The 24,422-nt window shown below is 68.6% G+C and carries 23 protein-coding genes and 4 pseudogenes; 8 read left to right on the top strand and 19 right to left on the bottom strand.

The window, feature by feature from the left end:
• Positions 1-89 precede the first annotated feature (89 nt).
• The 3 genes from SLAV_RS00440 to SLAV_RS00430 form a co-directional block, all read right to left on the bottom strand.
• A complete protein-coding gene (locus tag SLAV_RS00440) occupies positions 90-854 on the bottom strand; it encodes a hypothetical protein (protein ID WP_030239940.1) in 765 nt (254 codons plus the stop codon).
• A gap of 1 nt (position 855) precedes the next feature.
• Positions 856-2,910 carry a hypothetical protein gene (locus SLAV_RS00435; protein WP_030239937.1) on the bottom strand — a complete coding sequence of 685 codons (2,055 nt, stop codon included), beginning with the start codon at positions 2,908-2,910 and terminating at the stop codon, positions 856-858.
• A 140-nt stretch (positions 2,911-3,050) separates the two neighbouring features.
• A complete protein-coding gene (locus tag SLAV_RS00430; RefSeq protein WP_100661224.1) occupies positions 3,051-3,488 on the bottom strand; it encodes a hypothetical protein in 438 nt (145 codons plus the stop codon).
• Between the two features lie 1,142 nt (positions 3,489-4,630).
• On the opposite strand from SLAV_RS00430, the gene SLAV_RS00420 reads away from it, so the two are divergent.
• Positions 4,631-5,710 carry a hypothetical protein gene (locus tag SLAV_RS00420; protein WP_030239928.1) on the top strand — a complete coding sequence of 360 codons (1,080 nt, stop codon included), beginning with the start codon at positions 4,631-4,633 and terminating at the stop codon, positions 5,708-5,710.
• Between the two features lie 356 nt (positions 5,711-6,066).
• Here SLAV_RS00420 and SLAV_RS00415 read toward each other — a convergent pair whose 3' ends face one another.
• On the bottom strand, positions 6,067-8,994 hold the full coding sequence (locus tag SLAV_RS00415; RefSeq protein ID WP_100661225.1) for a tetratricopeptide repeat protein: 2,928 nt from the start codon (positions 8,992-8,994) through the stop codon (positions 6,067-6,069).
• 90 nt (positions 8,995-9,084) lie between these two features.
• Here SLAV_RS00415 and SLAV_RS00410 point away from each other — a divergent pair, with 90 nt between their 5' ends.
• Positions 9,085-9,285 carry a hypothetical protein gene (locus SLAV_RS00410; protein WP_030239925.1) on the top strand — a complete coding sequence of 67 codons (201 nt, stop codon included), beginning with the start codon at positions 9,085-9,087 and terminating at the stop codon, positions 9,283-9,285.
• A 130-nt stretch (positions 9,286-9,415) separates the two neighbouring features.
• On the opposite strand, the gene SLAV_RS00405 is transcribed toward SLAV_RS00410, so the two are convergent.
• Positions 9,416-9,904, bottom strand: coding sequence for a DUF6882 domain-containing protein (locus SLAV_RS00405; protein ID WP_030239923.1), 489 nt, complete (start codon positions 9,902-9,904; stop codon positions 9,416-9,418).
• A 510-nt stretch (positions 9,905-10,414) separates the two neighbouring features.
• Here SLAV_RS00405 and SLAV_RS00400 point away from each other — a divergent pair.
• Together SLAV_RS00400 and SLAV_RS00395 are read left to right on the top strand one after the other, a co-directional pair.
• Positions 10,415-11,284, top strand: a complete 870-nt coding sequence (locus tag SLAV_RS00400) for an IS5 family transposase (protein WP_078950674.1) — start codon at positions 10,415-10,417, stop codon at positions 11,282-11,284.
• Between the two features lie 247 nt (positions 11,285-11,531).
• A complete protein-coding gene (locus SLAV_RS00395; protein WP_030239913.1) occupies positions 11,532-11,747 on the top strand; it encodes a hypothetical protein in 216 nt (71 codons plus the stop codon).
• A 674-nt stretch (positions 11,748-12,421) separates the two neighbouring features.
• On the opposite strand, the gene SLAV_RS41980 is transcribed toward SLAV_RS00395, so the two are convergent.
• Entirely contained in the window at positions 12,422-12,661 is a 240-nt protein-coding gene (locus SLAV_RS41980; protein WP_234333903.1) for a tetratricopeptide repeat protein, read from the bottom strand.
• A 650-nt stretch (positions 12,662-13,311) separates the two neighbouring features.
• On the opposite strand from SLAV_RS41980, the gene SLAV_RS40705 reads away from it, so the two are divergent.
• The 3 genes from SLAV_RS40705 (at position 13,312) to SLAV_RS41975 (ending at position 15,195) form a co-directional block, all read left to right on the top strand.
• Complete coding sequence (locus SLAV_RS40705) at positions 13,312-13,458, top strand: hypothetical protein (protein ID WP_158740934.1); 147 nt, start codon at positions 13,312-13,314, stop codon at positions 13,456-13,458.
• A gap of 221 nt (positions 13,459-13,679) precedes the next feature.
• On the top strand, positions 13,680-14,186 hold the full coding sequence (locus tag SLAV_RS00380; RefSeq protein WP_030239906.1) for a hypothetical protein: 507 nt from the start codon (positions 13,680-13,682) through the stop codon (positions 14,184-14,186).
• A gap of 211 nt (positions 14,187-14,397) precedes the next feature.
• Positions 14,398-15,195 carry an SAM-dependent methyltransferase gene (locus SLAV_RS41975; protein WP_158740932.1) on the top strand — a complete coding sequence of 266 codons (798 nt, stop codon included), beginning with the start codon at positions 14,398-14,400 and terminating at the stop codon, positions 15,193-15,195.
• A gap of 84 nt (positions 15,196-15,279) precedes the next feature.
• On the opposite strand, the pseudogene SLAV_RS40595 reads toward SLAV_RS41975, so the two are convergent.
• From SLAV_RS40595 to SLAV_RS41685, 3 genes and pseudogenes are all read right to left on the bottom strand, one after another.
• Positions 15,280-16,194 (bottom strand): annotated as a pseudogene (locus tag SLAV_RS40595) (helix-turn-helix domain-containing protein); the annotation flags it as partial.
• Between the two features lie 123 nt (positions 16,195-16,317).
• Positions 16,318-16,533, bottom strand: a complete 216-nt coding sequence (locus tag SLAV_RS00370; protein ID WP_030239899.1) for a DUF397 domain-containing protein — start codon at positions 16,531-16,533, stop codon at positions 16,318-16,320.
• Positions 16,534-16,902: 369 nt separating this feature from the next.
• Positions 16,903-16,986, bottom strand: a pseudogene (locus tag SLAV_RS41685) (IS5/IS1182 family transposase); the annotation flags it as partial.
• A 99-nt stretch (positions 16,987-17,085) separates the two neighbouring features.
• On the opposite strand from SLAV_RS41685, the pseudogene SLAV_RS43495 reads away from it, so the two are divergent.
• A pseudogene (locus tag SLAV_RS43495) lies at positions 17,086-17,172 on the top strand (glycosyltransferase family 2 protein); the annotation flags it as partial.
• A 24-nt stretch (positions 17,173-17,196) separates the two neighbouring features.
• On the opposite strand, the gene SLAV_RS41680 reads toward SLAV_RS43495, so the two are convergent.
• The 10 genes and pseudogenes from SLAV_RS41680 to cas8c all read right to left on the bottom strand — a co-directional run bounded on the left by SLAV_RS41680 (position 17,197) and on the right by cas8c (position 24,421).
• The gene (locus SLAV_RS41680) at positions 17,197-17,487 is read right to left on the bottom strand and encodes a hypothetical protein (protein ID WP_051841432.1); all 291 of its coding nucleotides are present in this window, start codon (positions 17,485-17,487) and stop codon (positions 17,197-17,199) included.
• A 555-nt stretch (positions 17,488-18,042) separates the two neighbouring features.
• A complete protein-coding gene (locus SLAV_RS00350; RefSeq protein WP_335341817.1) occupies positions 18,043-18,588 on the bottom strand; it encodes a PIG-L deacetylase family protein in 546 nt (181 codons plus the stop codon).
• Positions 18,589-18,681: 93 nt separating this feature from the next.
• A complete protein-coding gene (locus tag SLAV_RS41970) occupies positions 18,682-18,825 on the bottom strand; it encodes a hypothetical protein (protein WP_234333907.1) in 144 nt (47 codons plus the stop codon).
• A 344-nt stretch (positions 18,826-19,169) separates the two neighbouring features.
• Positions 19,170-19,232: pseudogene (locus SLAV_RS41965) on the bottom strand (hypothetical protein); the annotation flags it as partial.
• A gap of 100 nt (positions 19,233-19,332) precedes the next feature.
• Positions 19,333-20,292, bottom strand: a complete 960-nt coding sequence (gene hemC, locus SLAV_RS00340) for a hydroxymethylbilane synthase (RefSeq protein WP_030239897.1) — start codon at positions 20,290-20,292, stop codon at positions 19,333-19,335.
• A gap of 20 nt (positions 20,293-20,312) precedes the next feature.
• The gene (locus SLAV_RS00335) at positions 20,313-20,861 is read right to left on the bottom strand and encodes an AAA family ATPase (protein WP_030239895.1); all 549 of its coding nucleotides are present in this window, start codon (positions 20,859-20,861) and stop codon (positions 20,313-20,315) included.
• Positions 20,862-21,053: 192 nt separating this feature from the next.
• Positions 21,054-21,179, bottom strand: a complete 126-nt coding sequence (locus SLAV_RS43025; RefSeq protein ID WP_267884276.1) for a hypothetical protein — start codon at positions 21,177-21,179, stop codon at positions 21,054-21,056.
• Positions 21,176-21,592: a hypothetical protein gene (locus SLAV_RS00330; protein ID WP_030239892.1), complete on the bottom strand. Its 417-nt coding sequence runs from the start codon at positions 21,590-21,592 to the stop codon at positions 21,176-21,178. The genes SLAV_RS43025 and SLAV_RS00330 overlap by 4 nt, the downstream gene beginning before the upstream one ends.
• Before the next feature lie 97 nt (positions 21,593-21,689).
• Positions 21,690-22,586 (bottom strand): type I-C CRISPR-associated protein Cas7/Csd2, encoded by an 897-nt coding sequence (gene cas7c, locus SLAV_RS00325; protein WP_030239890.1) that lies wholly within the window; start codon positions 22,584-22,586, stop codon positions 21,690-21,692.
• A gap of 65 nt (positions 22,587-22,651) precedes the next feature.
• Entirely contained in the window at positions 22,652-24,421 is a 1,770-nt protein-coding gene (cas8c, locus tag SLAV_RS00320; protein WP_078950659.1) for a type I-C CRISPR-associated protein Cas8c/Csd1, read from the bottom strand.
• Position 24,422: the final 1 nt, after the last annotated feature.

Here is a 24,422-nt window from a genome sequence, read left to right as displayed (position 1 = left end):
GCCAGCTGGTCCGCGGCGACAGCAACCACCGCCACAACGTCGTACTCACGGGCACCACCGGCCGTCTGGAGGTGAGGCTAGCCGTCTGTTCACGAGCCACCTGCCGGAGCCGGTTCGAGACTGCCGGCGAGCGCCTCCACGCGGTCTGCGTGGTCGTGCCGGTCCAAGGCGCGCATGCCACCGGCCAGAATGGTGTGGATCATCATCTTCTGGGCGGGCTCGGGAAAGGTACTGAGGAACTGGCGCACGACGTCTACCAGCGCGTACTCCACACCGAGGTGCTCGACGGGGCGGTGCTCGGCCAGGCGCTGGGCGAGTTCCTCGGTGACCGTGACAGTAGGTGCTTTGGTCCAGTCGCTGTTTCTTTCTTCGAGCCAGTGCGCGAGGAGCGTCGCAGGTTGTGAGAGATGAACGGCAAGCGCCTCGGTCCTCTGGCGGCGCAGTTCATCGGCGATGGTCTGCTTGCGCTGTGCCTCCAAAAGGGCCGATACGGCGGCGCGGTCCTCGGCGAGCAGGCCCACGTTGGCCTTCGCGGTGAACAGCAGGCGAGGGACGGCCGCCAGGGACCGTTCCCGTCCCAGTTCGGCCGCGCACACGTCCTGGACCGTGGCGAGGTCGAACGCATCACGGACCCGAAGCGCGTCCGCCGCGGCATGGCGCAGTACGTCCCGGATAGCGGCGATGGCATGGGCGGCGTCCATACCGTCCGGCGGGTCACTGTTCACGGTCGCGGTGATCACCACGTGGAAGGCGATGCCTTCGTGCTTGCTGGCCAGGCGCGCTTCGATGTGGGCGAGTTCGCTGTTCAGGTCCTTGCGGGAGATCCCCGAGCGCCTGCTTTTGAACAACGCCATGTCACGACCCCGCGTGGCCGGAGCCGCGCCTGTGCCAGGGCTGGAGCTGGGAGGGCATGCGAAGGGCCTTGCGCAGCGAGACGACTGCCTCGTCGTAGGCGACTCCGGGTGCCCCGAACATGAGGTCGGAAATGGGTGAGCTGCCCAGGTGGCGCTGGATGACCTCGTCGAGGATGTCCTTGATCATGGGCAATTCGACATGTCCGTCGGCGAAGGCGTGTGCCCAGTTGTGGAGGACCTGACGGGACTCAGCGTCGACCTTGGAGTTTCCGAGGGCGGCACTCCACTTGTCGATGAGCGCTTCCTTGACGTCGGGGTGCTGCTCGGCGGATGACAGCATGACCTGGAGGATCCAAGGGTCCTTGCGCGGGTCCACGAGCGCGAGGAAAGCGCGGTGGGCAGCCAGGCTCCGGCCCTCCGCCGACCATTTCCCGAGTGCCGCCCAGAACCGGGGCAGCTGGCCTTGGGCCCGGGCAGTCGCACACAGGGCGGCTTCGGCGGTCTGGACGGCCTTGTCGCGGTCGGAGCGGCCCAGGACGTGCTTGAGGCGGACCAGGGCCTGGCTCGGGTAGTGCTCGGCGAACTCTCCCTGGCAGACCAGAGCCACCACGCGGGCCACCGGCTCGGAGGGTTCCTGGGCCCAGTCCAGGAGTTTGGAGCGGACCTGGGGTCCAAGAGCGGGGGCCTCGGCGGCCCGCGTGAGGACCCGGGCGATCAGGTCCAGGTGCTCGGCCCGGCTGTCCTTCCCGATCCACTCCTTGATGGTGGTGATCGCCCTGAAGTCGTTCTCGGCGATCGCGAGTTCCACCAGCAGGTCACTGATCGTCTGCAGCCTGCTGGGGCCGGCCTCGGCGGTGATGAGCTCATCGAGCCAGTCCAGCAGGGGCTTGTGGATATCGGCTCGCTGGTGCCACAGGTGGACCAGCACTGCGCGGGCGTAGCCCGCCTTGTGGTCGAGGCTGACCTTGCGGGTTACAACTTCGACCCCGACCTTGTTCAGGCGGCTCGTCAGGTCGGGGCCGGTGAGGATCTCCCTGACGGTTCCGACGCTGTTGTCCTTCAGGAGTGCGCGGGCCGCGTCCTGGACCGTCAGGGCGTCCTCGCCATCGAGGAACAGGGCGGCGATCAGCAGGGCCCGGTCCTCGGGCTTGTCCTCCGTGGCCGTGAACACGTTCTTGACGTCCGTGCGCCATTCCTGGAACGCCGACTTCGCCGTCTCCAGCCCCTTGAGGGACTCCTCGACACCGGCCAGTGTCGCGGCCAGCCGCACCGCGTCCGCAGGAGTCGAGCCCGCGTTCAGGAGCATCGCGGCCGGGCCGGGGCTGCCCACGGTGGGCCGCTGCAGCCAGTCGGCGCACACCGGCTTCCCGTACAGCGCCTTCAGGTGCGCAATGGCGATCTCGTGGGCGGACGGCCTGACCCTGGCAGTGACCTGCACACGGTCGAACGCACCGGACTGCTCGCCGGGCCACCCGTCCTCGTTGGCGATGACCACCAGGTACGAGCCGACCTCACGCAGCTTCTCGGCATGGGCCAAGAGCTGCTTAGCCACGTCACCGGGGGCTTTCCAGGCATCGATCTCGGATGCCACATCGAGGAGATACCCGGTCGCCTCCTGCGTTGGCATGAGTTCGATGTCCGGGCTCTCGGGGCGCTCCCAGTCGGGGTGCACCTCCTGCAGGTCCAGCGGGTTGGCACCCGAGCGCCGGCGTGCGTCGGACATCTGCCACAGGGCGCGGATGCCGGCGGTCCGCTTGCCCATGCCCGGAGCGCCCGCGACCACAGCGAGAGCCGGCCCCGGCCCCGCCAGCAGCACTCTGGCGTCCTCGGCAGTGGTCACCCGCTCGTGCTCGGGTCCCGCATCCACCCAGGCCAGACCGACAGCTTCGACCTCCGCGGACGGGATGGGCGTCACCGTCAGCGGCGGCTTGCTGTGCATGGTCACGTCGCGTCCGGCGACGACGATCTGGGAGTTCCTGTTGTCGCTGATCTCGACGCCAGGCGGCTTCGGCTCGGCGTCGGGCGCCGGATCCGGCTCGCCGACCGGATCCGGCAAATCGGCGGTCGGCGGATGCTCGGGTGCGGCAGCCGTCGGCGGGCCGAAGGGAGGCGTTGAGGACGGCGAGTTCCCCGGCGTGGACGGCACCCCGAACCTATCCGGCTCTTCCGGAAAGCCGCCGCGGTGGTTCTCCTCGGTCACTGCTGGGCCTCCGGACGGTAGTGGAGGGTGTTGCCGATGATGGACCCGCGTGAGACGACGATCTGACTGTTGGTGTTGCCCCGAACGGTCAGCGTGCCGTCTGCCGGACCGGACGCCCCGGTAGTCTTTTCGATCAGGGCTTGGAACTCGGCGGCAGCGTCCGGGTGGTTCCGCAAGAACGACTCCAGCTGGATCCCCAGCGTGGTGCGCAGGGCGCTCTCCACAGCCGGCTGATTCGCATCATCGGTCCGGCTCAGCAGCTCGTAGCCCGCATCGAGCTGTAGCACCTGCCCCGGAGCCCCCTCCTCGTCCCTGCTTCCGAAAAACCGGGCCAGGACATCACGCACGCCCTGCCAGGTGGACCTCGCCATCTCCGAAACCAGCGCCGCAGCCCCCATGGCCGCTAGATCCCCCGCACTCATGAGCTCGGACACACTCTCCCCCTGATAACCCAATCGTGGATTTGATGGCCCAGAGTGCGATCACTTCCCTTTGCCTGCAATCAGAAATGCACCGTCGTCCGAAAATCAATGATGAAGCTGCCGAGAGATTTAAGCCGAGATGTGAGGGTGATCACCCAGAGACGATCATGGAAAAGGCAGTAGGCGGGGGTCGGTGGGCCGTTAAACGGGGCATTATCGGCCATAGGCGGCGGTAGAAATGAATGGCCTGAACGACTTCCCGACCGCCAACCTCTGGCCAACGCCAGCATGTAGCAGATCCGCCTACATAATCGAAACAGTTGACTATTCTCCGCGTGTCATCACATCAGATCGAATTACGGGGGGGGCGCCTTTCTGTCTTTCGTACCTGTCGGGCGGCAGCCCCAGCGGGCCCTACGTCAAGCCGATTCGGGCACGAAGCCGCGCCACCCCAACTCGGCAGGAGAACGCCGTTGAGGTACGTGCGGCTGTCACATGAGCGGCAGATGTGGAGCGACCGGAGCGCACGGTGACCGATCTGCACCCCCGTGAGGACCGCACGCGGTGTTCACCTCACCCAGAATCGCTTCGGTCGGCATCACGGAGCAGGCGAAGGCACCCGGCCGCCCGTACGTGACGGCAACGCGGGATTACAGCGGCATCGCGTACGGCTGGGCCATGGAGGACGGTCTGTCCTCACCCGGCGTACGCCGGAGCCGGCATGCTCCGCTGGACAGGAAGAGGTTCGAGATCCGGTGGGCTGCTTCGCGCGCGGCCGCCTCATGACCTCGGATCTCGATCGTGATGACGCTCCGTCGCTCGTGGCCTCGGCAACCCGGCGGCCGCACCACGAGTTCCGCGGGCGCGTCAGGTGCACTCCTTTGAGTGCTCGGTGAGTACGCCAGTAGTCAGTGCGGCGTTCGGGTGAGACTGCGGTTCAGCATCACGGTGGCCAGGTTCCGTCTCCCCATCGGTGTGGTTGAATCCGCAGCGGCGGGCCCGGCGGGGCCCCAGTCCCTGTGCGCGACCCGACATCGAGCACACCGTGGGAGAGCCAACTCGGCTGGCACCGCCACATGCTCCGTACGATCTCGTGGACCTCGTGCCGCGCGCGCTGTGTCGGGACAGCTGAGCGCTGTGAGGGGCTCCGAGTCATGAAGGCCACCGTCGTCGAACGCCGTGCCGAACTGCTGCGCCTATACGCCGGGCTGCCCTGGAAAACCGCCCTGGCGCGGGTCGAGGCTGCTGCGCCCGGCTCCCTGCTCATCCCGGAGCCGGATGCCGGCCAGCTGGTGCTGGAAGCGCGTGTGATGGCCGCTCTGGCCTGGCGGCAGATCACCACGCTCCACCCGTGGGGCATTGAGTACGTCGACCCGCGCTCCGACCGCCTGCTGATCTGTTTCGAGCCCGACGTGGCCGGGCGGCGCAACGCCGAGGCGACCCAGGAACTAGATCTGGCCAAGGCCCTGCTGCCGCGCGCCGACGAATACGACCAGATCATGGGGGTGCCCGGGGCTCGCACCCACATCAAGGACGGGAGAGTGGTGCTGCGCCTGCCAGGCACGACTGCCTCCGTCGTACTGCTGGGCCTGGACCCCGAGGAATGGCGGCGGGCGGTCGAGACCCAGGACCTGGAGATGAGGACCTGGGGGATGACACCGTGCCACCAGGGGCGGCCTGACAGCCTGCACCCGGTCGAGCGCCCCTACCGGCGGCCGGGCCGCAGGGGCACCGCAGCGTCCGACTGGTTGCTCAGCGGTCTGCTGCGTCGGGCCGGCCTGATCCGTTCCCTGGGTGTCCCGCTGGTGGTGACCGGCTGGCTCAACTGCCGTGAACGCGGCGGGGGTGAGCGCTGGATCATCGATCCCACCTTCGCTGAAGGCCACGGCCCCGCCGGCCACCGTCGGCTGGCCGCGCTGCTGTCAGCACCGGACCGGGGCCTGCCCGTCACCATTGTGGACGAGCACTGCAACTGCGACCTGCCGCCCGGATACACCGACCAGTGCACCACCACCATCGCCTCCGTACGGCCGGAGCGGCCGGGGGCGCTGGAAGTGCGCACGATCCACCGCCGCGGTGACCGCCTGAGGCGCATTCAGCAGGACCGGCCAGCCCTCTATGCCGTCCAGAAGAAACTCACCCACTCCTTGCCCGCCACCGTGAACCGCTGGCTTGAGTCCGTCCGGCCGCCAACTGCGGGCGCAACCGGAACGGCTGTCAGTGCCCCTCGCTGAGACCGCACACCAGGCCCTGGCGAGCACCGGTCCGGGGACGAGCGTAGCTCGGCCGTGGAACCGTCCCGGCTTCGGCTCGCGGCGGGTCACGGGCTGGAAAGAATTGCAGTCATCCGGCGTGGGCGGAGCCCACTTCTGCCCTTGCTGGGGCGTCCTCAAGGTCGGGCGGACGTCAGGGCACGGTCTCCTTGAGACCGATCCGCATTCCACCCTGAAGGCCTGCCCACCCGCAAACGACACGCGGTACGCGACATCGAGTAATTCCGGCCTGCCGGTGCTTCGAACCTGGCTGCCGGGGCGGCGGTTAGGCCGGGGCCTATTGCCCGTCGCAGCGCAGTCCACTCAGGGGCTCTGGCTCACCCTCGATGGGCGGTGGCGAGGTTGGAGCGGGCGAGGAGGGTGTCGGGGTGGTCGTCTCCGAGGACTCGTTCGTAGTCGGCGACCACCCGTTCTGCGAGTGTGAGGGCGTCTTGGTGTCGGCCGAGGTCGCTGTAGGTGGCGATGACGCAGGAGCGGGCGAGGAGGGTGTCTGGGTGGTCGTCTCCGAGGACTCGTTCGTAGTCGGCGACCACCCGTTCTGCGAGTGTGAGGGCGTCTTGGTGTCGGCCGAGGTCGCTGTAGGTGGCGATGACGCAGGAGCGGGCGAGGAGGGTGTCTGGGTGGTCGTCTCCGAGGACTCGTGCGCAGTCGGCGACCATCCGTTCTGTGAGTGTGAGGGCGTCTTGGTGTCGGCGTAGGTATCGATAAGTGGTGGCGAGATTGGCGCGGGCGCCGAAGGTGTGGGGGTGGTCGGGTTCGAGGTGTCGTTCGCGGTCGGTGAGGACCTGTTCGGCGAGTGTGAGGGCGTCTTGGTGTCGGCCAACGTCGTTGTAGGCGCTGGCTAGGTTGGCGCGGGCGCGGATGGTGTCGAAATGGTCCTCCCCGAGGACTCGTTCGTGGTCGGTGAGGACCTGTTCGGCGAGTGTGAGGGCGTCTTGGTGTCGGCCGAGGTCGCTGTAGGTGGTGGCGAGGCTGGAGCGGGCGAGGAGGGTGTCTGGGTGGTCGTCTCCGAGGACTCGTTCGCGATCGGTGAGGACCTGTTCGGCGAGTGTGAGGGCGTCTTGGTGCCGGCCTAGGTATCGATAAGTGGTGGCGAGGTTGGCGCGGGCGAGGATGGTGTGGGGGTGGTCGGGTTCGAGGTGTCGTTCGCGGTCGGTGAGGACCTGTTCAGCGAGTGTGAGGGCGTCTTGATATCGGCCAAGGCCGTTGTAAATGATGGCGAGGTTGGCGCGGGCGCGGATGGTGTCTGGGTGGTCGTCCCTGAGGACTCGTTCGCGGTCGGTGAGGACCTGTTCGGCGAGTGTGAGGGCGTCTTGGTATCGGCCGAGATCGTTGTAGGCGCTGGCGAGGTTGGCGCGGGCGCGGATGGTGCCAGGGTGGTCAGGTTCGAGGAGTCTTTCGCAGTCGGTGAGGACCTGTTCGGCGAGTGTGAGGGCGTCTTGGTATCGGCCGAGCTCTCGGTAGCAGCCGGCGAGGGCGGCGCGGGCGCGTATGGTGTCCGGATGGTCTGGGCCGAGGACCTTGAATGCCTGTTGGGTGAAGGGGGCCCAGTAGTCCAGAGCATCACGGTGCAATCCGCTCGCCAGGAGACTCAGGCCACCCATGAAGATCACCACGTGGATTTCGTTCTGCCAGAGGTGCTCCTCTGCGTTGCGCCGCAGGACTGCGGTGTTGGCACGTAGAACTTGCGCGAGATCGCGATGGATGTGACGGCCGGGCTTCCAGATCTCAGTCAATGCGTGGGCGACGGTCACGGCAAGCTGCGGCCGATGGTGGCATGGGGTGGTTTCGCGGACGGCGCGGGCGGTGAGGGCGTGCATGCGGATCTGGCGAAGCGGGGTGTGCGGGTCGGAGGTGATGAGTGCGTACCGGCGGAGGACCCGCAGTGCTCGGATGATCTCTTCGGTAGCGGTTGCCGTGCTGCCATCCCCTCGTGTCGTGTTGAGGAAGTCGGTAACGGCCTGGGTAGTCCAGATGGCTTCGGGGTGACCGTCGGGGTCGAGAAGCGCCAGCAGACGCAGGAGGGGCTCGACGAGTCCGACCGGGCCGGCTTGTTGGGCGGCGGCCAGGGACAGGAGGAGCGCGGCTGTGATGTGCTGGCCGTAGAGCTCGGTGTCCGCCCAGTCGGGTAGGACGTCATCCAGGACCAGCGCCTGATCATCAAGGCGGGCTAGGTACGCCCCGCAGGCTAACTCCTCGGCCAGCAAATAGGCGGCCGCATGCCCGAGGGCCAGGGGGAGGTGTCCCAGCATGGCGGCGAGTTCAGCCTGGCGCCCGTCGAGCAGGTGACCGCCGCCGTCGCTGGCCAGCCGCTCCTCCAGGAAGGCGACTGCCTCGTTGTGAGTGTAGACGCCGACGTCGATGCGGGTTCGGCCGCCGCCGGTCAGCCGCGGATCGTGCAGTCGGGTTGTTGCCAGTGTCCACCCCACCCCCGGCCGTACCGGTGGCCACCATGGGCCGACAGCGACGGGGTCACTGATGTCGTCCAGGACCACGAGCCACGAGGACGAAGTCGTCGCAAGCCACTCCAGCAACGCCCGGGCGTCGTACTCAGGATCCTCCCCGGTAGCGCCCGCCGCCCCGACACGTAAGGCGGCCTGGCTGTAGATGGTGACGATCTGCTGTGCTTCGCTGGCCGGAACCCACAGCACCAGCCCGGTCCCCTCGGCGACAGCCTGGTGCGCATACTGCGTCGCGAGCTGGGATTTGCCGACCCCGCCCATTCCCGACAACACCTGCGCGGACGCTGGCCGGGCCTGCGTCAGTACGACCCCGCCACCCATACGTACAGCGTCGATTCGCTCCCGCAGCTCCGGGCGAGACTGGAACGCTGACGCTCGCAAGGGTAGCGCTCCCACGAGCAGTCCCTGCCGCCCGGCCTGCGCAGAGGCCGATTCGCCGGCCAGGCTTTTCCGTGCGGCATGTGATGTGGCCTGCGGGGTATCCGTGCCTTCGGCCTGCCGACGCAGTTGCTGCAACTCGACTGGATTGAGCTTCAAAACCCTGGCGATCTCTGCAATGGTCCGGGCCTTCGGCGCCACCGGCCGATTCAGAGCGTTACTCACCGTCGTGCGCCCCAGTCCCGCGTTGCGGGCCAGCAACGTCACCGTCAGCCCCGAAGCCGCCAGAGCATCCGTGAACCGCGCCTGCAACTCGCGCAGCGCCTGCTGGCACCCGCTTGACGTGTCCTGCTTCTTCTCTGTTGTGCCCATCGCGCCCGGCCCCCTGCACACGTCCCTGTTCAAGGATGTTCATCTTCACCCACCCGAACCCCGGCGAACAGCAGATCCGAGACGGTCAACGGCATCAAGCGACCTACTTCTTGGGAGTCCAACATGTCCGGTCTTACCACGCTGCTGCTCACCATCTGCCTCGTCATGGTCTTTGCGGTCATCGTCGCGGCAGCCGCAGGCAAGCTTGCTCGGCTTGACGGAGCCACCTATCCCGCAGCGTGCCTACGCGCGGCTGCCGCGTTCGCCGCAGTTCTCACCCTCGCCGCCGCTATCACCGCTGCGCTGGCCGCGGTGATGGTCTGACCAGCCCCCTCGGTAGCCGAAGAAGCGGCAGGGGCACATGCCCCTGCCGCTTCTTCGTACGCTTGCAGGTGGGCCGAGTTTGCCGTTTAACGTCCGGCCAGCATCAGCAGCCTGGGAATCCGTGCAACCGTCACTGTCGCTCGGCAGCGAGCGCCAGGTCATGGATCATGAAGTGGAGTTGCACGTCGTCCATCGACTCCGCCCACAGTCCCTCGGCGTCGAGCACGGAGGCCGCGACCATCCGAGCCTCAGCAACGAGTTCGGGGTCGTACGTGAAGTCTGGCCATGGAAGGACGGGGTAGTCGTTCTCCTCGCCGAACTGCCGCACCCTCTCCATGTCGCCCAGGGCGGCGTGCGGGAGTGACTCGTTCGCCCAGGACCACAGCCAGGTCTGCTGGGAAACGCTGACGCTGCCGATCACTGTGAGCCGGCCGGTGAGGAACACCTTGCCGTCGCGCGACCACGTGATCTGCGCGTCGTCCATCGACCAGTCGTATTGCACGTCTCCTGACAGGCCGAAGCGCTCGGCCATGAGCGCCTGTCGCGAGCGGGCACGCTCCCGAGCCGCGAGCACGACCGCCTCCCAGCTGGAGTGGTCATGCTTCGAGCGGTCGTCCACGTTGCCTCCTCGTGCATAACTGTTGGCACGATCATGCCACCCCGGCCTGGGGCCAGGGCCCCCGGGCCTGGACTTGCCAGTGTCCGGACGGACCACGCGTCGTTCATCCGGTCCGTCGGGCTTGGTTCCCTTCTGGTGATGCGCGGGCCGGGCGTATGCCTCCCCTGTGGCTAGGACTCTGCCAACGTCGTGGCGGGGTGCTGTATGGCGGTTCTTCGACCCGGGCGGTGGCTCGGGTCGCCTCAGGGCAGCCGCGTACCGAGCGGTGGGTCCTTAGAGGTCATTTTCACCTGCACTGGCCTTATATGTGCAGATTCCCGGGGTGCCGGATCGTGATGCCGGTGACGTCGTGGAGGCGGTCGATGTCTTTGGGGCGTGTGAGGTGGCCGATGGGATGGAAGACGACCTGTTCCTGTCTCATCCCAGGATGTCTGGCCTTGGCGGTCGTGTGCTTCCACCGTCGTGGGTGTGCGCCTGGGCGCACTCGGTCTGTCGCGGTACGCCGGAAGCATGGCGAAACGGCGCCCTTACCCGAGTGATCTGTCCGATGCCCGCTGGGAGTTGATAGAGCCGGTGCTCTCAGCCTGGCGGTTCGAACGCCGTGGCCGGGCACTGGACTTCGGCCGGCCGCCCGAGCATGACCTGCGGGACATCATGGACGCGATCTTGTACGTGGACCGCACCGGCGTGCAGTGGCGTTACCTCCCGCACGACTTCCCGCCCTGGAACACGGTCTACGGGTACTTCGCCAAATGGGCCGACGAGGGCGTGTTCGCCCAGCTCAACGGCCTACTCAGGCAGCTGCTGCGGGAGAAGGAAGGGCGGGGCGGCGAACCGTCGGCCTGTGTGATCGACGCCCAGAGCGTCAAGACCTCCACCAGCGTTCACGCCGCCGACCAGGGTATCGACGCGGGTAAGAAGATCGTCGGACGTAAGCGGAGCATCGTCACCGACACGCTCGGTCTCCTGCTGGCCGTGCTGGTCACCGCGGCCCGCGTGCAGGACTCGGTCGCTGGCACCCGGCTCCTGGACCAGGTCGCTGCCGAGCACCCCACCGTCCGCAAAGTCTGGGTCGACGGCGGCTACCGCCAGCACCTCGTCGAGCACGCCGCGACCCTGGGCATCGACATGGAGATCACCGCCCGCAAGCCCGGGACAAGGGGTTTCACTCCGATCCCGAAGCGGTGGGCGGTCGAGAGGACCTATGGCTGGCTCATGCTCCACCGCCGCCTGGCCCGTGACTACGAAACCCTGCCCACTCGCTCCGAAGCCCTGATCAACCTCGCCATGGCTGACCTCATGGCCCGCCGCCTCACCGGCGAGAACACCGTCTCCTGGCGCGACCCGAAAAGGTCCACCAAACGGCCCGTCCCGGGATGAAACATCGGACGAAAACGACCTCTTAATCGGGAATAAGTCAACTCCGATCGGTGGGGGTGTGGCGGCAGGCGGCGTAGGGACGATCCACAGCGGTCAACAGGGAGTTGGCCGGGAAGGGATACAGCCATGTCCGAAGAGCAGGTCACGCCCGAGGTAACCGACCTGGGGGGCAATCCCTACGTCGGACATCACCGACCTCGGCGCGATCCCGCAGACCCAGGTCACGCCTGAAGACGGTCTGCTGAGCGTGCGTTACACCGACGGCGCACCCGTGCTCGTCGTCAGCGGCGGGGACGCCATCCCGGCACAGCTCATGGTCGTGGACCAGTCCGGCCGGGTCGTCGCGTCGTACACGGGCGCCGTGACCGCGCCGGCCGTCCGTCCCAGCGGGCGGACCATTCCGACTTACGCACTCAGCAAAGACCCCGCGAACCTCGCCAAGCTCCTCATCAATGGGGCGTGAGCTCCGTGTAGCTCACGGACTGGCCTCCGCCCCGGTGCAGCGCGCCGCCGCTGTACCGGGGCGGCGCCACGTCCGGCGGTACCCCAGCAGGATTCTGGGGTTCGTCGGCCGGGCGTGGACGACAGTTTGCGGGGTTCGCCAGCGGTCAGGTCGGAGACCACGGCGGGGGCCGGTACGCGGGCGGCGGCGCCACCTCCAGGCGGGTGACGTGGGTGGACGGCCAGGGGGCCTCTGGGAGCGGGGACCAGCTTCAACGCGGGACTGCTGTGCATCCTGGCGGGGGAGGAGCAGGCCACCACGGTCGATTTCGTCCCGACCTCGCCGCCGGCGCGCAGGAGAACCTGAAGAGGGTCGGCCGGGCGCCGACGGATGGCGGCCGGGCGCCCCCTACGACGTCGTCCTGGCCACGTTCTCCGTCGACCACATCTCGCCCGAATGGCTGTCCGGGCTCCGGCCAGGAGGCGGCCACATCGCGACCCTCTGGACGTCGGCCCTGGTGCAGTTACGGCACCCTCGAAAACGGCCCGCGTCACCAGTACTCGTCGAGAGGTCCGCCGCATCCGTGCCGTCAAAAGGGACAGCGTCGGTCAGCTCGAACCGCTGTTGCCGACCGTCGTCGGGAGGTCTACCGCATGCGCCATCCCGGAGCCTCCGACCGGCTGCCCCACGACAGTTCACGGACGATCACGACGTCCCCGCCACCTGCGACCACGCCGTGTCCCGGCCTGCTGGTGCTGCTGCGCGGCGGCCAGGTTGTTGCGGCTGGTGAGGGTGTCGGGGTGGTCGGGGCCGAGCATACTTTCGCGGGCGGCGAGCGTGGTGGCGTTGAGGTCCGCCGCTTCCTGGTGTCGCCCGAGGGCGTTCAGGGCGTAGGCGAGGTCGCTGCGGCTGGAGGCCCTCGCCCCGATCCGCAAGCAGATCAAGAAGGCCGCCGGCCAGCTCAAGGGCCTCAGGGACCGGGGCTGGCATCCGGGGTACCCGAAGGGGTGTCGGTTTCTGCCGTGACCGAGACTCCTTCCCGAGCGAGTGCCCAGCCAATGCCCTTGGCGGATGGAGTTCCGGCGAGGGAACAGTGCCGTGCCGTGGGGCGCGGGTTGGGGGGCGGAAATCTGGGGCGCGACGTGATTTTAGGGAAATTGGTTCACCCGTGAGTGTGACGTCTGTTCGGGTGATCCGCATGGATTCCCGGCCATGACAGTCGTTTTCCGCCCAGCTCGGTCTGGTTGATGTTCCAGTGTGAGCGGAATTGCTAGAAATCTGTTCTGTCTTGTCGTCGCCGACGGCTCCGGGCGCGTCCGGGCGCGATATACGGTGCGGCGATGCCGTCTGATGAAAGAGCTAGGACGGCCGGGGGAGGCGTGTTTCGCTGAGCCTGATCCCCCGGTGTGCGGGACTCCGGGGCGGGCATGCCCCGAAGTCCCGCGGGGGTTCGACCATCGCGTACCCCGTCAAAAGGAACGACATGATCGAACGTGCAAGTAGGCCCTTGCGGCCGGTGATCCCCCGATTTAGCATTCCGGTCCCGCCCCCGCTCGAAACACATTTCCGCGCCTTCTTTTCCGGTGTGGTGCGTTGGTCGTCGCTGCTGACGACGCTGCTTGTCGTCGGGGTGGTGACCGGGCAGCTGGACGAGTCCGCGGTACTGGCAGCCACCCCGCTGGTCCTCAGCGACCGGACGGCCCTGCTGTTCAGGGTGGCGCTGCGCCGCTGATGTCCCGGCCGCCGCCTCGTCTTGTGGGGCGTGTCGCGCTGAAGTGCGGGGCCGGGGCCGCTGCCAGCGGCCCCGGCCCTTTTCTTCCGTAGCCCCTTCGGCCCCGACTCGTTCCGGCCCGAGTGCCGGCCTGTACCTGCACCCATCCAGCGGCATCAGATCCGGCCAAGTCCACGGTCCGCCAACCGGACCATCCCTTGGCACCCGAGCAAGGACTTTCCATGATCACGGCATTTTCCGGCCGCGTTCCCCATGCTTCCCCGGTCCTGGAGGCATGCGGGACCGGGGCGGCCGCTCGAACGGGGCGCAAGGATGTCCGGGCCGCCGAGCAGACAGCCCGCACGGCGTTCAAGGCCCGATTCGATTCCGCCTACCGCCAGTACGCGGCCGTGCGCCTCGGAGACGATGACGCGGGGGACGTCGTCGAGGCGGTGTGGAAGCAGATCGAGCTGGGCTGGGCAGGCCTGCTGCGGTGTCCCTCGCCGGCGGGCGGCGCCTGGACACTGCTCTCCCGTGCTGTCCACGCCAGCCCGGCCAGGCCCCCCTCCCCGCTCGACAAACTCCCGCGGCCGGCAGCCGACGCCTTCCTACTGCGGCACTGCGTGGGCCTGGAAGCGGACCGGGCGGCCGAGGCGATGGGTATGGAACCGGCCGCGTTCGAATCGCTCTACCGCAGTGTCGTGCCCCGCCCCGGCAGCGGAAATCCCTCCGGCATATTTGACCGCTGATCACGGGACCGGCGCACTCGCGTGCGCCCTACCAGCACGAATACACACCCGAAGAGATCTCGCCGGTTTTCCGAAGAACGAATCCACCCCGCGGCGTGGGCAGGTATTTTCACAAGGGGCTCGCCCCCTATGATGAACGCTTTTCCGCCCACGAACCCGCCAACCCCGCTACCCGCCAGCGGGGCAGGCCGCCGTGCCCCAGGGGGAGCCTGTGCCCATCGACGTCACCAAACCTAGTCTGGCCCGCATGTACGACCACCTCCTCGGGGGACAGGGCGGCTACGCGTCCGACCGTCGTGCCTGCGCGGACCTGCTGGGCCTGGCACCGCGCCTTCGCGAACTCGCAACCATCAACCGGGCCTTCCTCGGCCGCGCGGTGCGCCACCTTGCCGCCCAGCACGAGGTCCGGCGCTACCTCGACCTCGGCTCGGGCATCCCCCGCCGCCCCCACGTCCACGAGATCGCCCGCGAAGCCCGCCCCGACACCCACGTCGTCTACGTCGACAACGACCCCGTCGCCCTGGGCCAGAGCCGCTTGATCCTGGCCGAGGACGCCACCGCCGCGACCGTCCTGTGCGCCGATATCCGCGACACCGCCCGGATCCTGCGCCATCCCCGTGTCGCCCGCCTCCTCGAAGCCGGCCTGCCCGTCGCCGTCCTCTTCGGCTGGGTCCTGGAATGCATCCCCGACCGCGAGGACCCCTGGTCCCTGATCCGCGGCCTGACAGGGCGGCTGCCCAGCGGCAGCTACCTCGTCATCTCGCATCTCACCCACGACGACCCCGACATCCGGGCCGAGATCGGCGACTTCCTAAGGCACACGCTGGGTCGGCACTGGGGCAACATCCGTCCCCGCGACGACGTCGCCCGCTTCTTCGCCGGCCTCACCATGCTGGGACAGAACGCCCCCGGCGACGTGGCCCGCTGGAACCCGGGTCATCCCCCCCAGCCCGAGTCCGGCGCCCCCGCCGGCTGGGTCCAGTACGGGGGAGTGGCCCGCGTACCGTGACAGCCCCGCTCCCGTGCAGCCATGACGGACCGCGGCACCGCCCCGCAGCTTCGCCTCGAACCGGCTGACCTGTTCCTGGATGAACCCGAGACTGTCCTCCGCGTCCAGCGACAGGTTGGACAGCATGTTCAGGTTCGCGTCATGCTGGTCGACCCTGGCCTGATCCGTGTACAGACGGCTCACCTCTGGACTGCTGCCCTCCAGGTAGAGAATCGCCGGAGGCGCCGCAGCCTCACCGGACTCCGCCTGCTCCGCGGGAAACCGGAAGAGAGACATCGTCATCGCCTTCGGCAGCTCGTGCGCCCACTGGCTGCGGGGCAGCACCCGCAGATGGATCCACTCCCGGCTCCTGGCCAGCTTCTGCAGCTCCAGCAACTGCTCCAGCATTGGAGCCTCACCCGGGATCGGCGTCGTGAGCACGTGCTCGTCGATGATCATCGAATAGTGCAGCGCGGTGCCCCACTCCAGCAGCTCCTGCCGTTGATGACGCTGCCGCAGACGCTCGGGAACCCGCACCAGCAGCTCGGGCCGCCCATCGCACGCGCGCTCCATCACCACCCTGCTGTACTGCCGGGTCTGCACCCGCCCCGGCACGAACACTCCCGCGAACGAGATGATCTCCGAGGCACGCCGTTCCAGGCGCAGAATGTCCTCGAACGCCGGCGACGCCGAGAAATCACCGTCCACAACGGCAACCTCCCCGCCGGGCCGGGACCGCTCGTTCTCGATCGCAGCAGCCTGGCTCCGCCACGACACCGCGGTCACCTCATCGACCCCGTAGGCCCTCACCAGCGCCTCCGCCACCGAGGTAGTGACCTTGGCCCTGAGCTTCCCCTGTTCCAGTCGGCTCAGGACAGTGGTTGAGCTCACCGCACCCCGCTGGACGGCCTCGGCGCCTGTCCACCCGAGGTTGTCGCGCGCTTCCCGCAGCTCAAGGCCCCACAGGCGGCGAGCCAGAGTCGTCCCGGACTGGTGCCTGTCGAGCCCCTCCGGGTCCACCAGCCGGGCGAGCGGGTGGGACGGCCGATCGGCCACGCGAATCTCCCTTGCAGACGGTGGTGAACTCTCACCACCGTCGCAGTCTGAGTTCCTCGCGTGGCCCTCCGCAACCGGATCCTCGTATCAGCTGGTCATCCAGTCGAACTCGCCCTTGCCGACCCCGTCCAGGAACGCGGCCAGCTCAGCGCTGGTGAACTGCACCATCGGCCCGTCCGGTAAACGCGAGTTCCGAACCCCCACGTTCCCGTTCGCCAGCCGGGCCACCTCGACACAGTCCTCATACCCGTTGCACGCGGCCGACTTCTGCCACGCCACCCCCACCGGCACCGCATCACCCATCCCGTCCACACCAGCTCCTTCACACCGTAGTGATCTTCTTTACGCCCCCGATCCCGCGCACACCGAAAACCGGAGCCATCCCAGGCGCAGGAAAACGTGGAAAACGCGGAAAGACCCTGATGGTTCGGGGGTGTGGCGACGAGGTTAGCGCCGCATGCCCGCTGTGGCCTGTCCCTCTAAAGGGGCAATTTTCCCATCGGATCATCAGCTCAAGGGAAAACTGGAAAGCGAGTTCCGGACAACTGGAAAATTCGCCGCAGATAAGCCTCTGGCATGACCCACACCCGCCGAGGTTCCCGACGACGCCCCGAACGGCGGCGAGGGTCGGGAGCGGCGAGCCTCACTCCAGACCGTCCACGGACGCTGCTCAGTGACGAGGAAGGCAAGCGGGCTGCTCCGGCCGTCGCACGCCAGGTGGATTTTGCTGGTCAGTCCGCCGCGGGAGCGTCCAAGGCCGCGTTATTCGAGTCCCCTTTGGTGGCGGCGTGTTGATGGGCCAGCACCGGGCCTGGCCCCGGGACCCGGATCCTGCCGGTGACCGCTTCGGCCTTCGTGCGCGGGGACGCGGGAGAGCGCCGTGCGATGTCGTGGCGTACCGCGTGGCGCCTGACACGTGCCGGGCGCCCGCCGATCATCTGACCTTCCCGGGCCAGCCGGGTGGGGTCAGCCGGTGGTGGCGATCCGGTCGCGAAACTCGCTTACGGCCGACAGGGTCTGGTGGGAGGTCATGGTGGCGACGAGGTCCTGAAGAGGCCTGGCCATGCGCTGGGAGCTGATCTGGTCGGTGAGGTCCAGGGCCTGGTGCGCGGTGCCGCATGCCTGCTCGTGATGGCCATCACGCCCTTGCGCATCGGCCTGACGGGCGCGGTAGAGGGCGTGGGTGCGGACCGCGCCGCCGTCGAAGGCGCGGGCGGCGGCCGCGAAGGTGGGTTCCGCGTCGCCGGGACGGTTCATGTCGAGCTGGGTGGAGGCGTGTGAGCCCTGGGACTCGGCGAGGGTCGTCCGTACGCCCCCTCCGGCTCATTTGCGTCCCGGCTCTGTTCGGCGAGGTCGGCCCAGTAGCGTGCTTCGTCGAGGTGCGAGCAAGCGCGGGCCCGCCGGGCGTGGACGAGGGCCTCGACCCTGGGTGGTGGCTTGCGGCGCACCGCACCCACGGCTGCGGTCACGATGGACTCGGCTTCGACGGGCCGGGAGGCGCTCCGGCGGGCTCTCGGAGTGGCCGTTCAGGCAGTCACGAGGGCTTGACGGACTCCCATGGTTCCGCGCGTAGGAGAGCCGGGGTTCAGACGGTCAGGCCTTCGAGCCGTTCGGGGCCCGGTAGGTACCTGGGATCGAGCCGTGTGAAGTACTCGGTAGCCATGACCGCGTTCCGTTCCGACGCCGGAAGTCGGGCCAGGAGCCTTGGGAGGGACCTCGCCCGCTTCGTCTCGCTGCGGTGAGCCATGATTGCCGCGTTCTTCCGGTCCAGCCAGGGCCGGACGTCGACGGCTACGTGCGCCATGTCGTCCGTCACTGTGCGCAGGCGCCTTCCGGCCGAGCCAACAGCGCGTCCAGCACCGCGCTCTCCGAGCGGGGGTACGCGGCGCCGTAGACAGCGCCGGCCCTCCACGGACGGCCCGCTGCCGGGCGGACGCCCTCGATGCCCGCGGCCAGTGCGGCTTGGCGGACGACCTCGTGGGTTCGGACATGGTCGGGGTGACCGGACCCGAATGCGTCGTGGGTCACGATCACCTGAGGCTGCACTGCACGGATGTGGGCGATGAGACGATTCACTGCTTCTTCCTGGATGGCGTCGCAGAGACGGGCCCGGCCGGGAGAGGACTTGGATACGCGCAGGTCGGCGTACCCGAGCATGCGGGGCTTGCCCGCGCCGAGAAGGTGAAGGGCGTCTGCGAGTTCGGCGGCACGCCGGGTGTCTGGAGCCCAGGTGGTGGTGACGACTGCTGTGCGCGCTCCGGCGGCTGCGTGCTGGGTGAGGACTCCGCCGGCGGCGAGCGCTTCATTGTCTGGGTGTGCGAATACGGCCAGCAAGGACGGCAACGAGGAGCGTGTCACGGGTGAGCCCTTCGGGAGCGTTGCAGGCGGGAGCCGCCGGGGCCGCGCCTGGCCCGGCTGTGACTGCGCGGGGCTGCTTGAGCAGCATGGTGATCATGCGGCCTGGACGCGTGCGGTGATCTCGGCCAGGGTAGGCCGGTATCCGTCGGACGTGTCCACACGCAGGACACGTGCGCCAAGAGAGATCTCGGCGAAGGCCTCCGGGTCGTAGGCGCCGGCGGCGATGTCGCTGAGCAACTGCTCGTCGGCGTGCGCCGCACGGTGCGGATCCAGGGCGGCCCGTTCCCTGATCCGGTCCGTGAGGGTAGGGGCGGGGGCGTGGCAGCGGATGACCCACAGGTCGGCGATGTCCGCCAGGGGTTGCAGGCCGGGCCGCCAGAGCCGGTCCTGGTAGGCGGCCTTGGCGACGACGGTGACCTGGGCGCGGAGCAGGACGTCGAGGGTGGCGAAGAACGTGTCCGTGACGGGGACGTTGAGGTCTTCGATGTCCTTCGGAACAGGCCGGAGGCTGTGTCCGCCATGCCCTGCTTGATTTCGTCCCGGAGGATGGAGGGACAGCCCAGTTCGGCCGCAAGGGCCCGGGCTAGGGTGGACTTCCCGGACCCGGGAGGGCCGCTGATGGCGATGAGGCGGGGTTTTCGCATGGGGTGAGCTCCGCGGTCGGGGACTTTCCCGGCAGGATGCCGAGGAGGCGCCTGGCTGAAGGCAGGAGGCGGGCGACGGGGCCCGAGGGATGTGGTCCGCCTACTCGTGTGTGACGGCGAGGAGCCGGAGCGCACCGGCGTTCAGGAGAGCTCGGGCCGTCCTCCTGCCGATCTCGGCGGCGTGTTCAGTGGAGCCGGAGGCTTCGGCGCGCACGCTCGGGCCGCCGGCCGGGTCAAGGACGGCTGCTCGGACGATGACGCGGCCGGTGTCGTCGAGGGTGGCGTGTGCGGAAGCCGCGGTGAGGCAGCCCCCTGCCAGTTCGGCGAGGACGGCCCGCTCCGCGTCGAGGAGGATCCGGGTGGCGGGGTGCGTGAGCGGCGCGAGCAGTCCGCCGGTGACGGTGTCGTCGGCGCGGTGCTCGACGACGATGATCCCGGCGCCGGTGGCGGGCAGCCACAGGGTGGGGTCGAGAACTTCCCCGGCCCGGTCCGCGAAGCCAAGGCGCCGCAGGCCTGCGAGCGCCGCGATCATCACGTCGGCGCCGAGCCGGCCGTGATCGAGGCGGTCCAGGCGGCTGTCGGCGTTTCCGCGGATCGGAACGGGGACGAGCTGGGGGAAGAGAGAGGCCAGGAGAGCTGCCCTGCGGGGAGCGCTGGTGCCGACCCGTGTGCCGGGGGGCAGCTCGGCGAGGGTGACGGGCTGGTGGCCGACGGGCAGGACGAGGACGTCACGGACGTCCTCGCGGGGCAGGACCGCGGCGACGGCCGTCCCGGGGGCCCGGTCGTGGGAGCCGGGAAGGTCCTTGGCACAGGCGATGGTGGCGTCGACGCGGCCGTCGAGGAGATGGGTGTCCGCGCGGCGGGTGAATGCGCCCTTGCCACCGATCTGGGACAAGGGACCGCGGTGCGCATCGCCCTCCGAGGTGATCTTGCGGATGTCGAGTGTGAGCTGCGGGTGGCAGGCGTGGAACGCCTGGGCGAAGCGTCCGGTCTGCTCCATGGCCATGGGGCTGGGCCGGGTCCCGAGCCGGACGACGGCCTGGGGAGCGAGAGTGGTCACGGGATGGATCCTCCGGGTTCTCAGGTGCGGGCGAGCTGGGCGAGCGCGGCTTCGAGGACCTGGCCGGGGGTGAGGCTGCCGGTGTCGATCACCCGCGCGGTGTTCAGCCACGCCTTGAACGCCTGCTCGTAGTCGTTGATGCCGCGCCGCCGGTGCGCCCGAACGGCCTCGCTGCGCGCCTCGTCGTGCGGGTACTCAAGGGAGGCGTCGATGCGGGCCCGCAGAGGTGAGGGATCCGTATGGAGCCCCAGGTGGTGGACGGGAACACCGAGAGCGGCGAGGGGCTCCAGCATGTCCCGTGCGTAAGGCTGGTGCAGGACGGTCATGGGCACGATGACGGTGCCACCGGCCAGGTGGTGGAGCTCGGTGACAAGCCGGACGGTCAGACGGCGCCAGGCCGGATACTCCTGGTAGTTCCGCACCGCATGGGGGTGGCCGCGCATGCTGCTGCGCAGGAGGCTGCCGACGTCCTCCGGGTCCGCGACCACCGAGCCGGGCAGCGCTTCGCGGAGCCCGGCGTCCAGGGTCGATTTACCGGCCCCGAACGCCCCGTTGATCCAGATGATCACCGCTCTGTCCCTCCGTCCCCTCCCGCGTTCCGTTCAACGCGCGGGCCGACGTGCCGGTCACGTCCCGTCCAGGTGACCGCGATGCGCCCCAGCGGCTTGTCGACGACGTCCCCCGACGGGCACAACGGGGCCTGATGTGTCCGCGGGCAGGAACGTCAGCACGGGGCTGGCGCGGTCGCTCAGTTCCGGGTCCTAGGTACGGACGGCGTCGGCCAGGGTGTCGGCGGCGGACTTGCCGTCGGGCCCGAATCCCTGGACGCGGAACTCCCACGTGGGCGCCCCACCCGGCCCGTCCTGTTCGAGGCGTTCGGTGATCATGCATGCGGGGGAGTTCCCGGCCACTGGAAGGCCTGGCAGCAGGCCCAGGCGTTGCTGGAACGCGACGGGCATGCCAGCCGTGCTGGATATGGCAGGCATCGACCCGCCCGATCGCGGCCTCGGTGGACGGCCGGGACCAGCTCGCCGCGGTGCTGGACCGGCACGCTCCCCTCCCTGCTGTACAGCAGCCCGAGCAACTTCTCCTGGTGCGCGGGCGCGGACCAGCCGAGCAGGTCCCAGCGCGGCGGGGTCTCCTCCGGCCCGCTGCGCCGCACGTACGCCTGCGGCATCAGTTCCTCCCGCCGCACCGCGAGGAACGCGTCCCAGACCGGGCCCGCCTGGAGATGGCTGGCTACCTCCAGCCCGGCGACAACCTCCGCCTGCGCGACCGCCGCCCGCAGAGCCCGGGGCACGGTCGGGCGGGGGTTGCGATTCGCCGGGTATCCGGTAGGGGAGCGGCCCACGACCGCCGACGTGGCGTGTCGGGTGGCGAGTCGTAGCTCTGGTTGTTCACCCGATGACTCGGGTCAATGTGATGCCGGCGGGCAGGTCGGTGTCCCGGATCTCGACGGTTCCGTAGTCGGTGAAGCTGCGGGCGCTTACGTCGCCGAGGGGCTTGATGTGGATTCGGTCGAGGAGGGTGTGGGCGGGGGCCCGACCGAAGGCATCGTCGTGTGTGAAGACGTACAGGCCGCGCAGGGCGAGGGCGCCTCGGGCTGCTGCCCGGTCGTGGTCGAGCATGAGGGTGAAGGCTCGCCAGAAGGCTGCGAGGTCGTCGCTGGTGACGCCGGTCTTGGCGGCGAGTGGGGCGCTGAAGTGTCCGGCGCCGCGGTAGAGGCCGTAGGGGACGATGTGCTTGGAGCCCATCTCGGTCTCCTTGCCCTTCTTGCCCTCCTCAGGGTTGTGCCAGGCGTCGATGTCTTCCTGCTTGGTCGGAGTGACCCGGGTGACGCCGATGTCGAAGGGGGTGATGGGGTCGATGGAGCGGGAGAAGGAGATTTGCATGGGTCCCTGGACGCGGCCGGCCTGCTTGTCCTTTTTGCCGGTGGACATGACGGCGCCGAACATGCGGACGTCGAAGAAGTTGCGGCACATCCAGGCTCGGGCTTCGCTCTGGTTGGTCGCCCCGCTCTCGGGGGTGTATGCCCGCTCGTGCTGGGCGTTGAGGGCGACGCCGGCTTCGACGTAGATCTCGTAGCCGGGCTTGTTCTCCGTTCGGTTGATCAGTGCGATGGTGTTGCGGATCTTGCGCTTGATGGCGACGTCGGTGATCAGGCCTTGGCCCGTGACCGGGTCGGTGCGGGGGATGCCGCCGTTGTCCGGGTCCCCGTTGGGGTTGCTGTCGGTGGCGTCGATGAGGAAGACGAAGTCGTGCTTGCGGGTCGGGTCGAGGTGTGCCTGCGTCATGATGGTCCGTTCTTGAGAGGCCGTCAGCCGGTGTGGGCTGCGGATGCAGCAGCTGGGGGGAAGAGTTACGGCTCGGGGTCGGGGTCGGTGCTCTTCCCGGGGGTGCTGTGGGATTTGGCGGCGGCCCGGTCCGCGGCGCGCTGCTGTTCGTAGCCGATGACGAACCGGCCCTGCTCGCGGGGCGTCAGGTGCAGGGGGATGTCGTCGCGGAAGGCGCTGAAGACCTCGCTGAGCCGGCTCTCCAGTGCTGATCCTGCGGCTGGGCGGTCCCTGCGCAGGCGTTTGAGGTGGGCGTTTGCTCCGATGCGCAGTTGGGTCAGGACGACTCCGGGGGCGGTGACCGCGGCGCTGAAGTGCTTGTCCCTGATGGTGGTGTTCACATCGCGCATTGCGGTGCGCTGGACGGCTTCGAGGACGGCGAAGGCGCGCCCGCACAGGTAGGCGGGGTCACCGCTGGAGAGGTCCAAGGTGGGCATCAGGTGGTCCTTGGGGTCGGCGGATCGATTGAGGATGAGCCGGAGCAGAGCGACGCGGGGCGCGTCGATGTGATGGTCGGCTCGGATGCGCTGCAGGAGCGAGGGCAACAGCCTGGCCGGTGGTGGTGTGCGGCGCAGCGCGCAGCGAGCGAGGTCAGCTTCGAGGCCGTGAGGCGCACTGTCCTTGACGTAGCGGTCCCCGTCGTGACGGCCGGCCGACAGGGCGAGGAGCCACAGCGGCACGTACCGGGACTGGCCGGTCCATCCGTCATGGACGCCGTGGTCCAGGTACCACGCGCCCACGTTCACCTTCAGATCCTCAAGGGGGACCTCAAGCCACTCGCGGACGACGATGCGGGCGTTGTTCAGGCCCAGGGTCAGGGCGTAGAAGTCGTTGGGGTCCACACGGTCGGCTGCCGCGGAGCTGGGGCGCTGGCGAAATGCTTCGATGAGGTGGCTGACCGCTGCGGGGTCGGGCTGGTCCTGGTACAGCAGTGCCATCGGCGAGTCGTCGGCTGAGGTGCGGGTCCACCAGACCATCACGCTGTCCGGGAAGCGCCGGCGGTTGGTGTCGCTGGCCAGGAGGTGGTTGAGGGTGGACATCGCCTGCTGGCCGCATCGGTCGCAGACGGGGGTGTTGGCCAACTGTGTGGCGCCGTCGCGGCCCTGGGCGGAGGTGTTGATGCTGATGAGCTGGCCTTCGTTGCTCCCGCCAGTGGTGGGGATCGCGCCCTTCTTCACGGGTTCGGGGATGGTGGCCAGCAGGTCACCCAGGGTGCCGCAGATCAAGCACAGTCCCCGCTGGCCCGCTCCTCCCTTGCGTTCGCGCGCCACCTGGGACCACACCCGTTGGACTGAGGGGTCTTCGTGGAGCCAGTGTGTCCCGACCATGATGGCCACGGTGTCCTTGGCGTCAAGATCTTCGGGGTGCTGCTGCTTCGGGAGGCCGCCGGCGGCGAGGAAGGCGCGCAGGGCGATGGCGGAGGGATTGTCCGGCTCGCCCTGTGCCCAGCGCAGGGCGAGGTCCCGGTAGGCGGCATGCCGGCGCTGGGCCTCTTCCTCGTCCTTCGGTGAGGGGCCGTCGGGGTGAGTAGCGTTCTTGGCCCGACCGAGCACGAACTCGGCGGTATCCACCAGCAGGTAGGGAGGCACCTTGGTCCCGGAACGCTGCACGTACGGGACGGGCGTGATCAGTGCCTGGTCCCGAGCCTTGGGCGGCGGCCGCCGGGATACTAGGCCCGCTCCACTCCCGTCCTCTTTGACGTGCAGAATCCAGTGGATCTGCTTAGGCCGGTAAAACTCAGGCGGCAGCGAACCGCCCAGCTGCTCGGAGTATTCGGTCAGACGTGCCAGCAGCATG

It is taken from the genome of Streptomyces lavendulae subsp. lavendulae (assembly GCF_002803845.1).
GTDB lineage: Bacteria > Actinomycetota > Actinomycetes > Streptomycetales > Streptomycetaceae > Streptomyces > Streptomyces lavendulae.
Note: the sequence above shows the minus strand (reverse complement) of the source record. Positions and strands in the feature narration are given on the sequence as shown.

What these genes read in the sequence shown, in the direction of transcription:
- SLAV_RS00380 (WP_030239906.1), top strand. Translation starts at nt 13,680, where the DNA reads ATGATCACGGCATTTTCCGGCCGCGTTCCCCATGCTTCCCCGGTCCTG.
- SLAV_RS00370 (WP_030239899.1), bottom strand. Translation starts at nt 16,533, where the DNA reads ATGGGTGATGCGGTGCCGGTGGGGGTGGCGTGGCAGAAGTCGGCCGCG.
- SLAV_RS41680 (WP_051841432.1), bottom strand. Translation starts at nt 17,487, where the DNA reads ATGAACCGTCCCGGCGACGCGGAACCCACCTTCGCGGCCGCCGCCCGC.
- cas8c (WP_078950659.1), bottom strand. Translation starts at nt 24,421, where the DNA reads ATGCTGCTGGCACGTCTGACCGAATACTCCGAGCAGCTGGGCGGTTCG.
- SLAV_RS00410 (WP_030239925.1), top strand. Translation starts at nt 9,085, where the DNA reads ATGTCCGGTCTTACCACGCTGCTGCTCACCATCTGCCTCGTCATGGTC.
- cas7c (WP_030239890.1), bottom strand. Translation starts at nt 22,586, where the DNA reads ATGACGCAGGCACACCTCGACCCGACCCGCAAGCACGACTTCGTCTTC.
- SLAV_RS00440 (WP_030239940.1), bottom strand. Translation starts at nt 854, where the DNA reads ATGGCGTTGTTCAAAAGCAGGCGCTCGGGGATCTCCCGCAAGGACCTG.
- SLAV_RS00420 (WP_030239928.1), top strand. Translation starts at nt 4,631, where the DNA reads ATGAAGGCCACCGTCGTCGAACGCCGTGCCGAACTGCTGCGCCTATAC.
- SLAV_RS43025 (WP_267884276.1), bottom strand. Translation starts at nt 21,179, where the DNA reads ATGATCACCGAACGCCTCGAACAGGACGGGCCGGGTGGGGCGCCCACG.
- SLAV_RS00400 (WP_078950674.1), top strand. Translation starts at nt 10,415, where the DNA reads ATGGCGAAACGGCGCCCTTACCCGAGTGATCTGTCCGATGCCCGCTGG.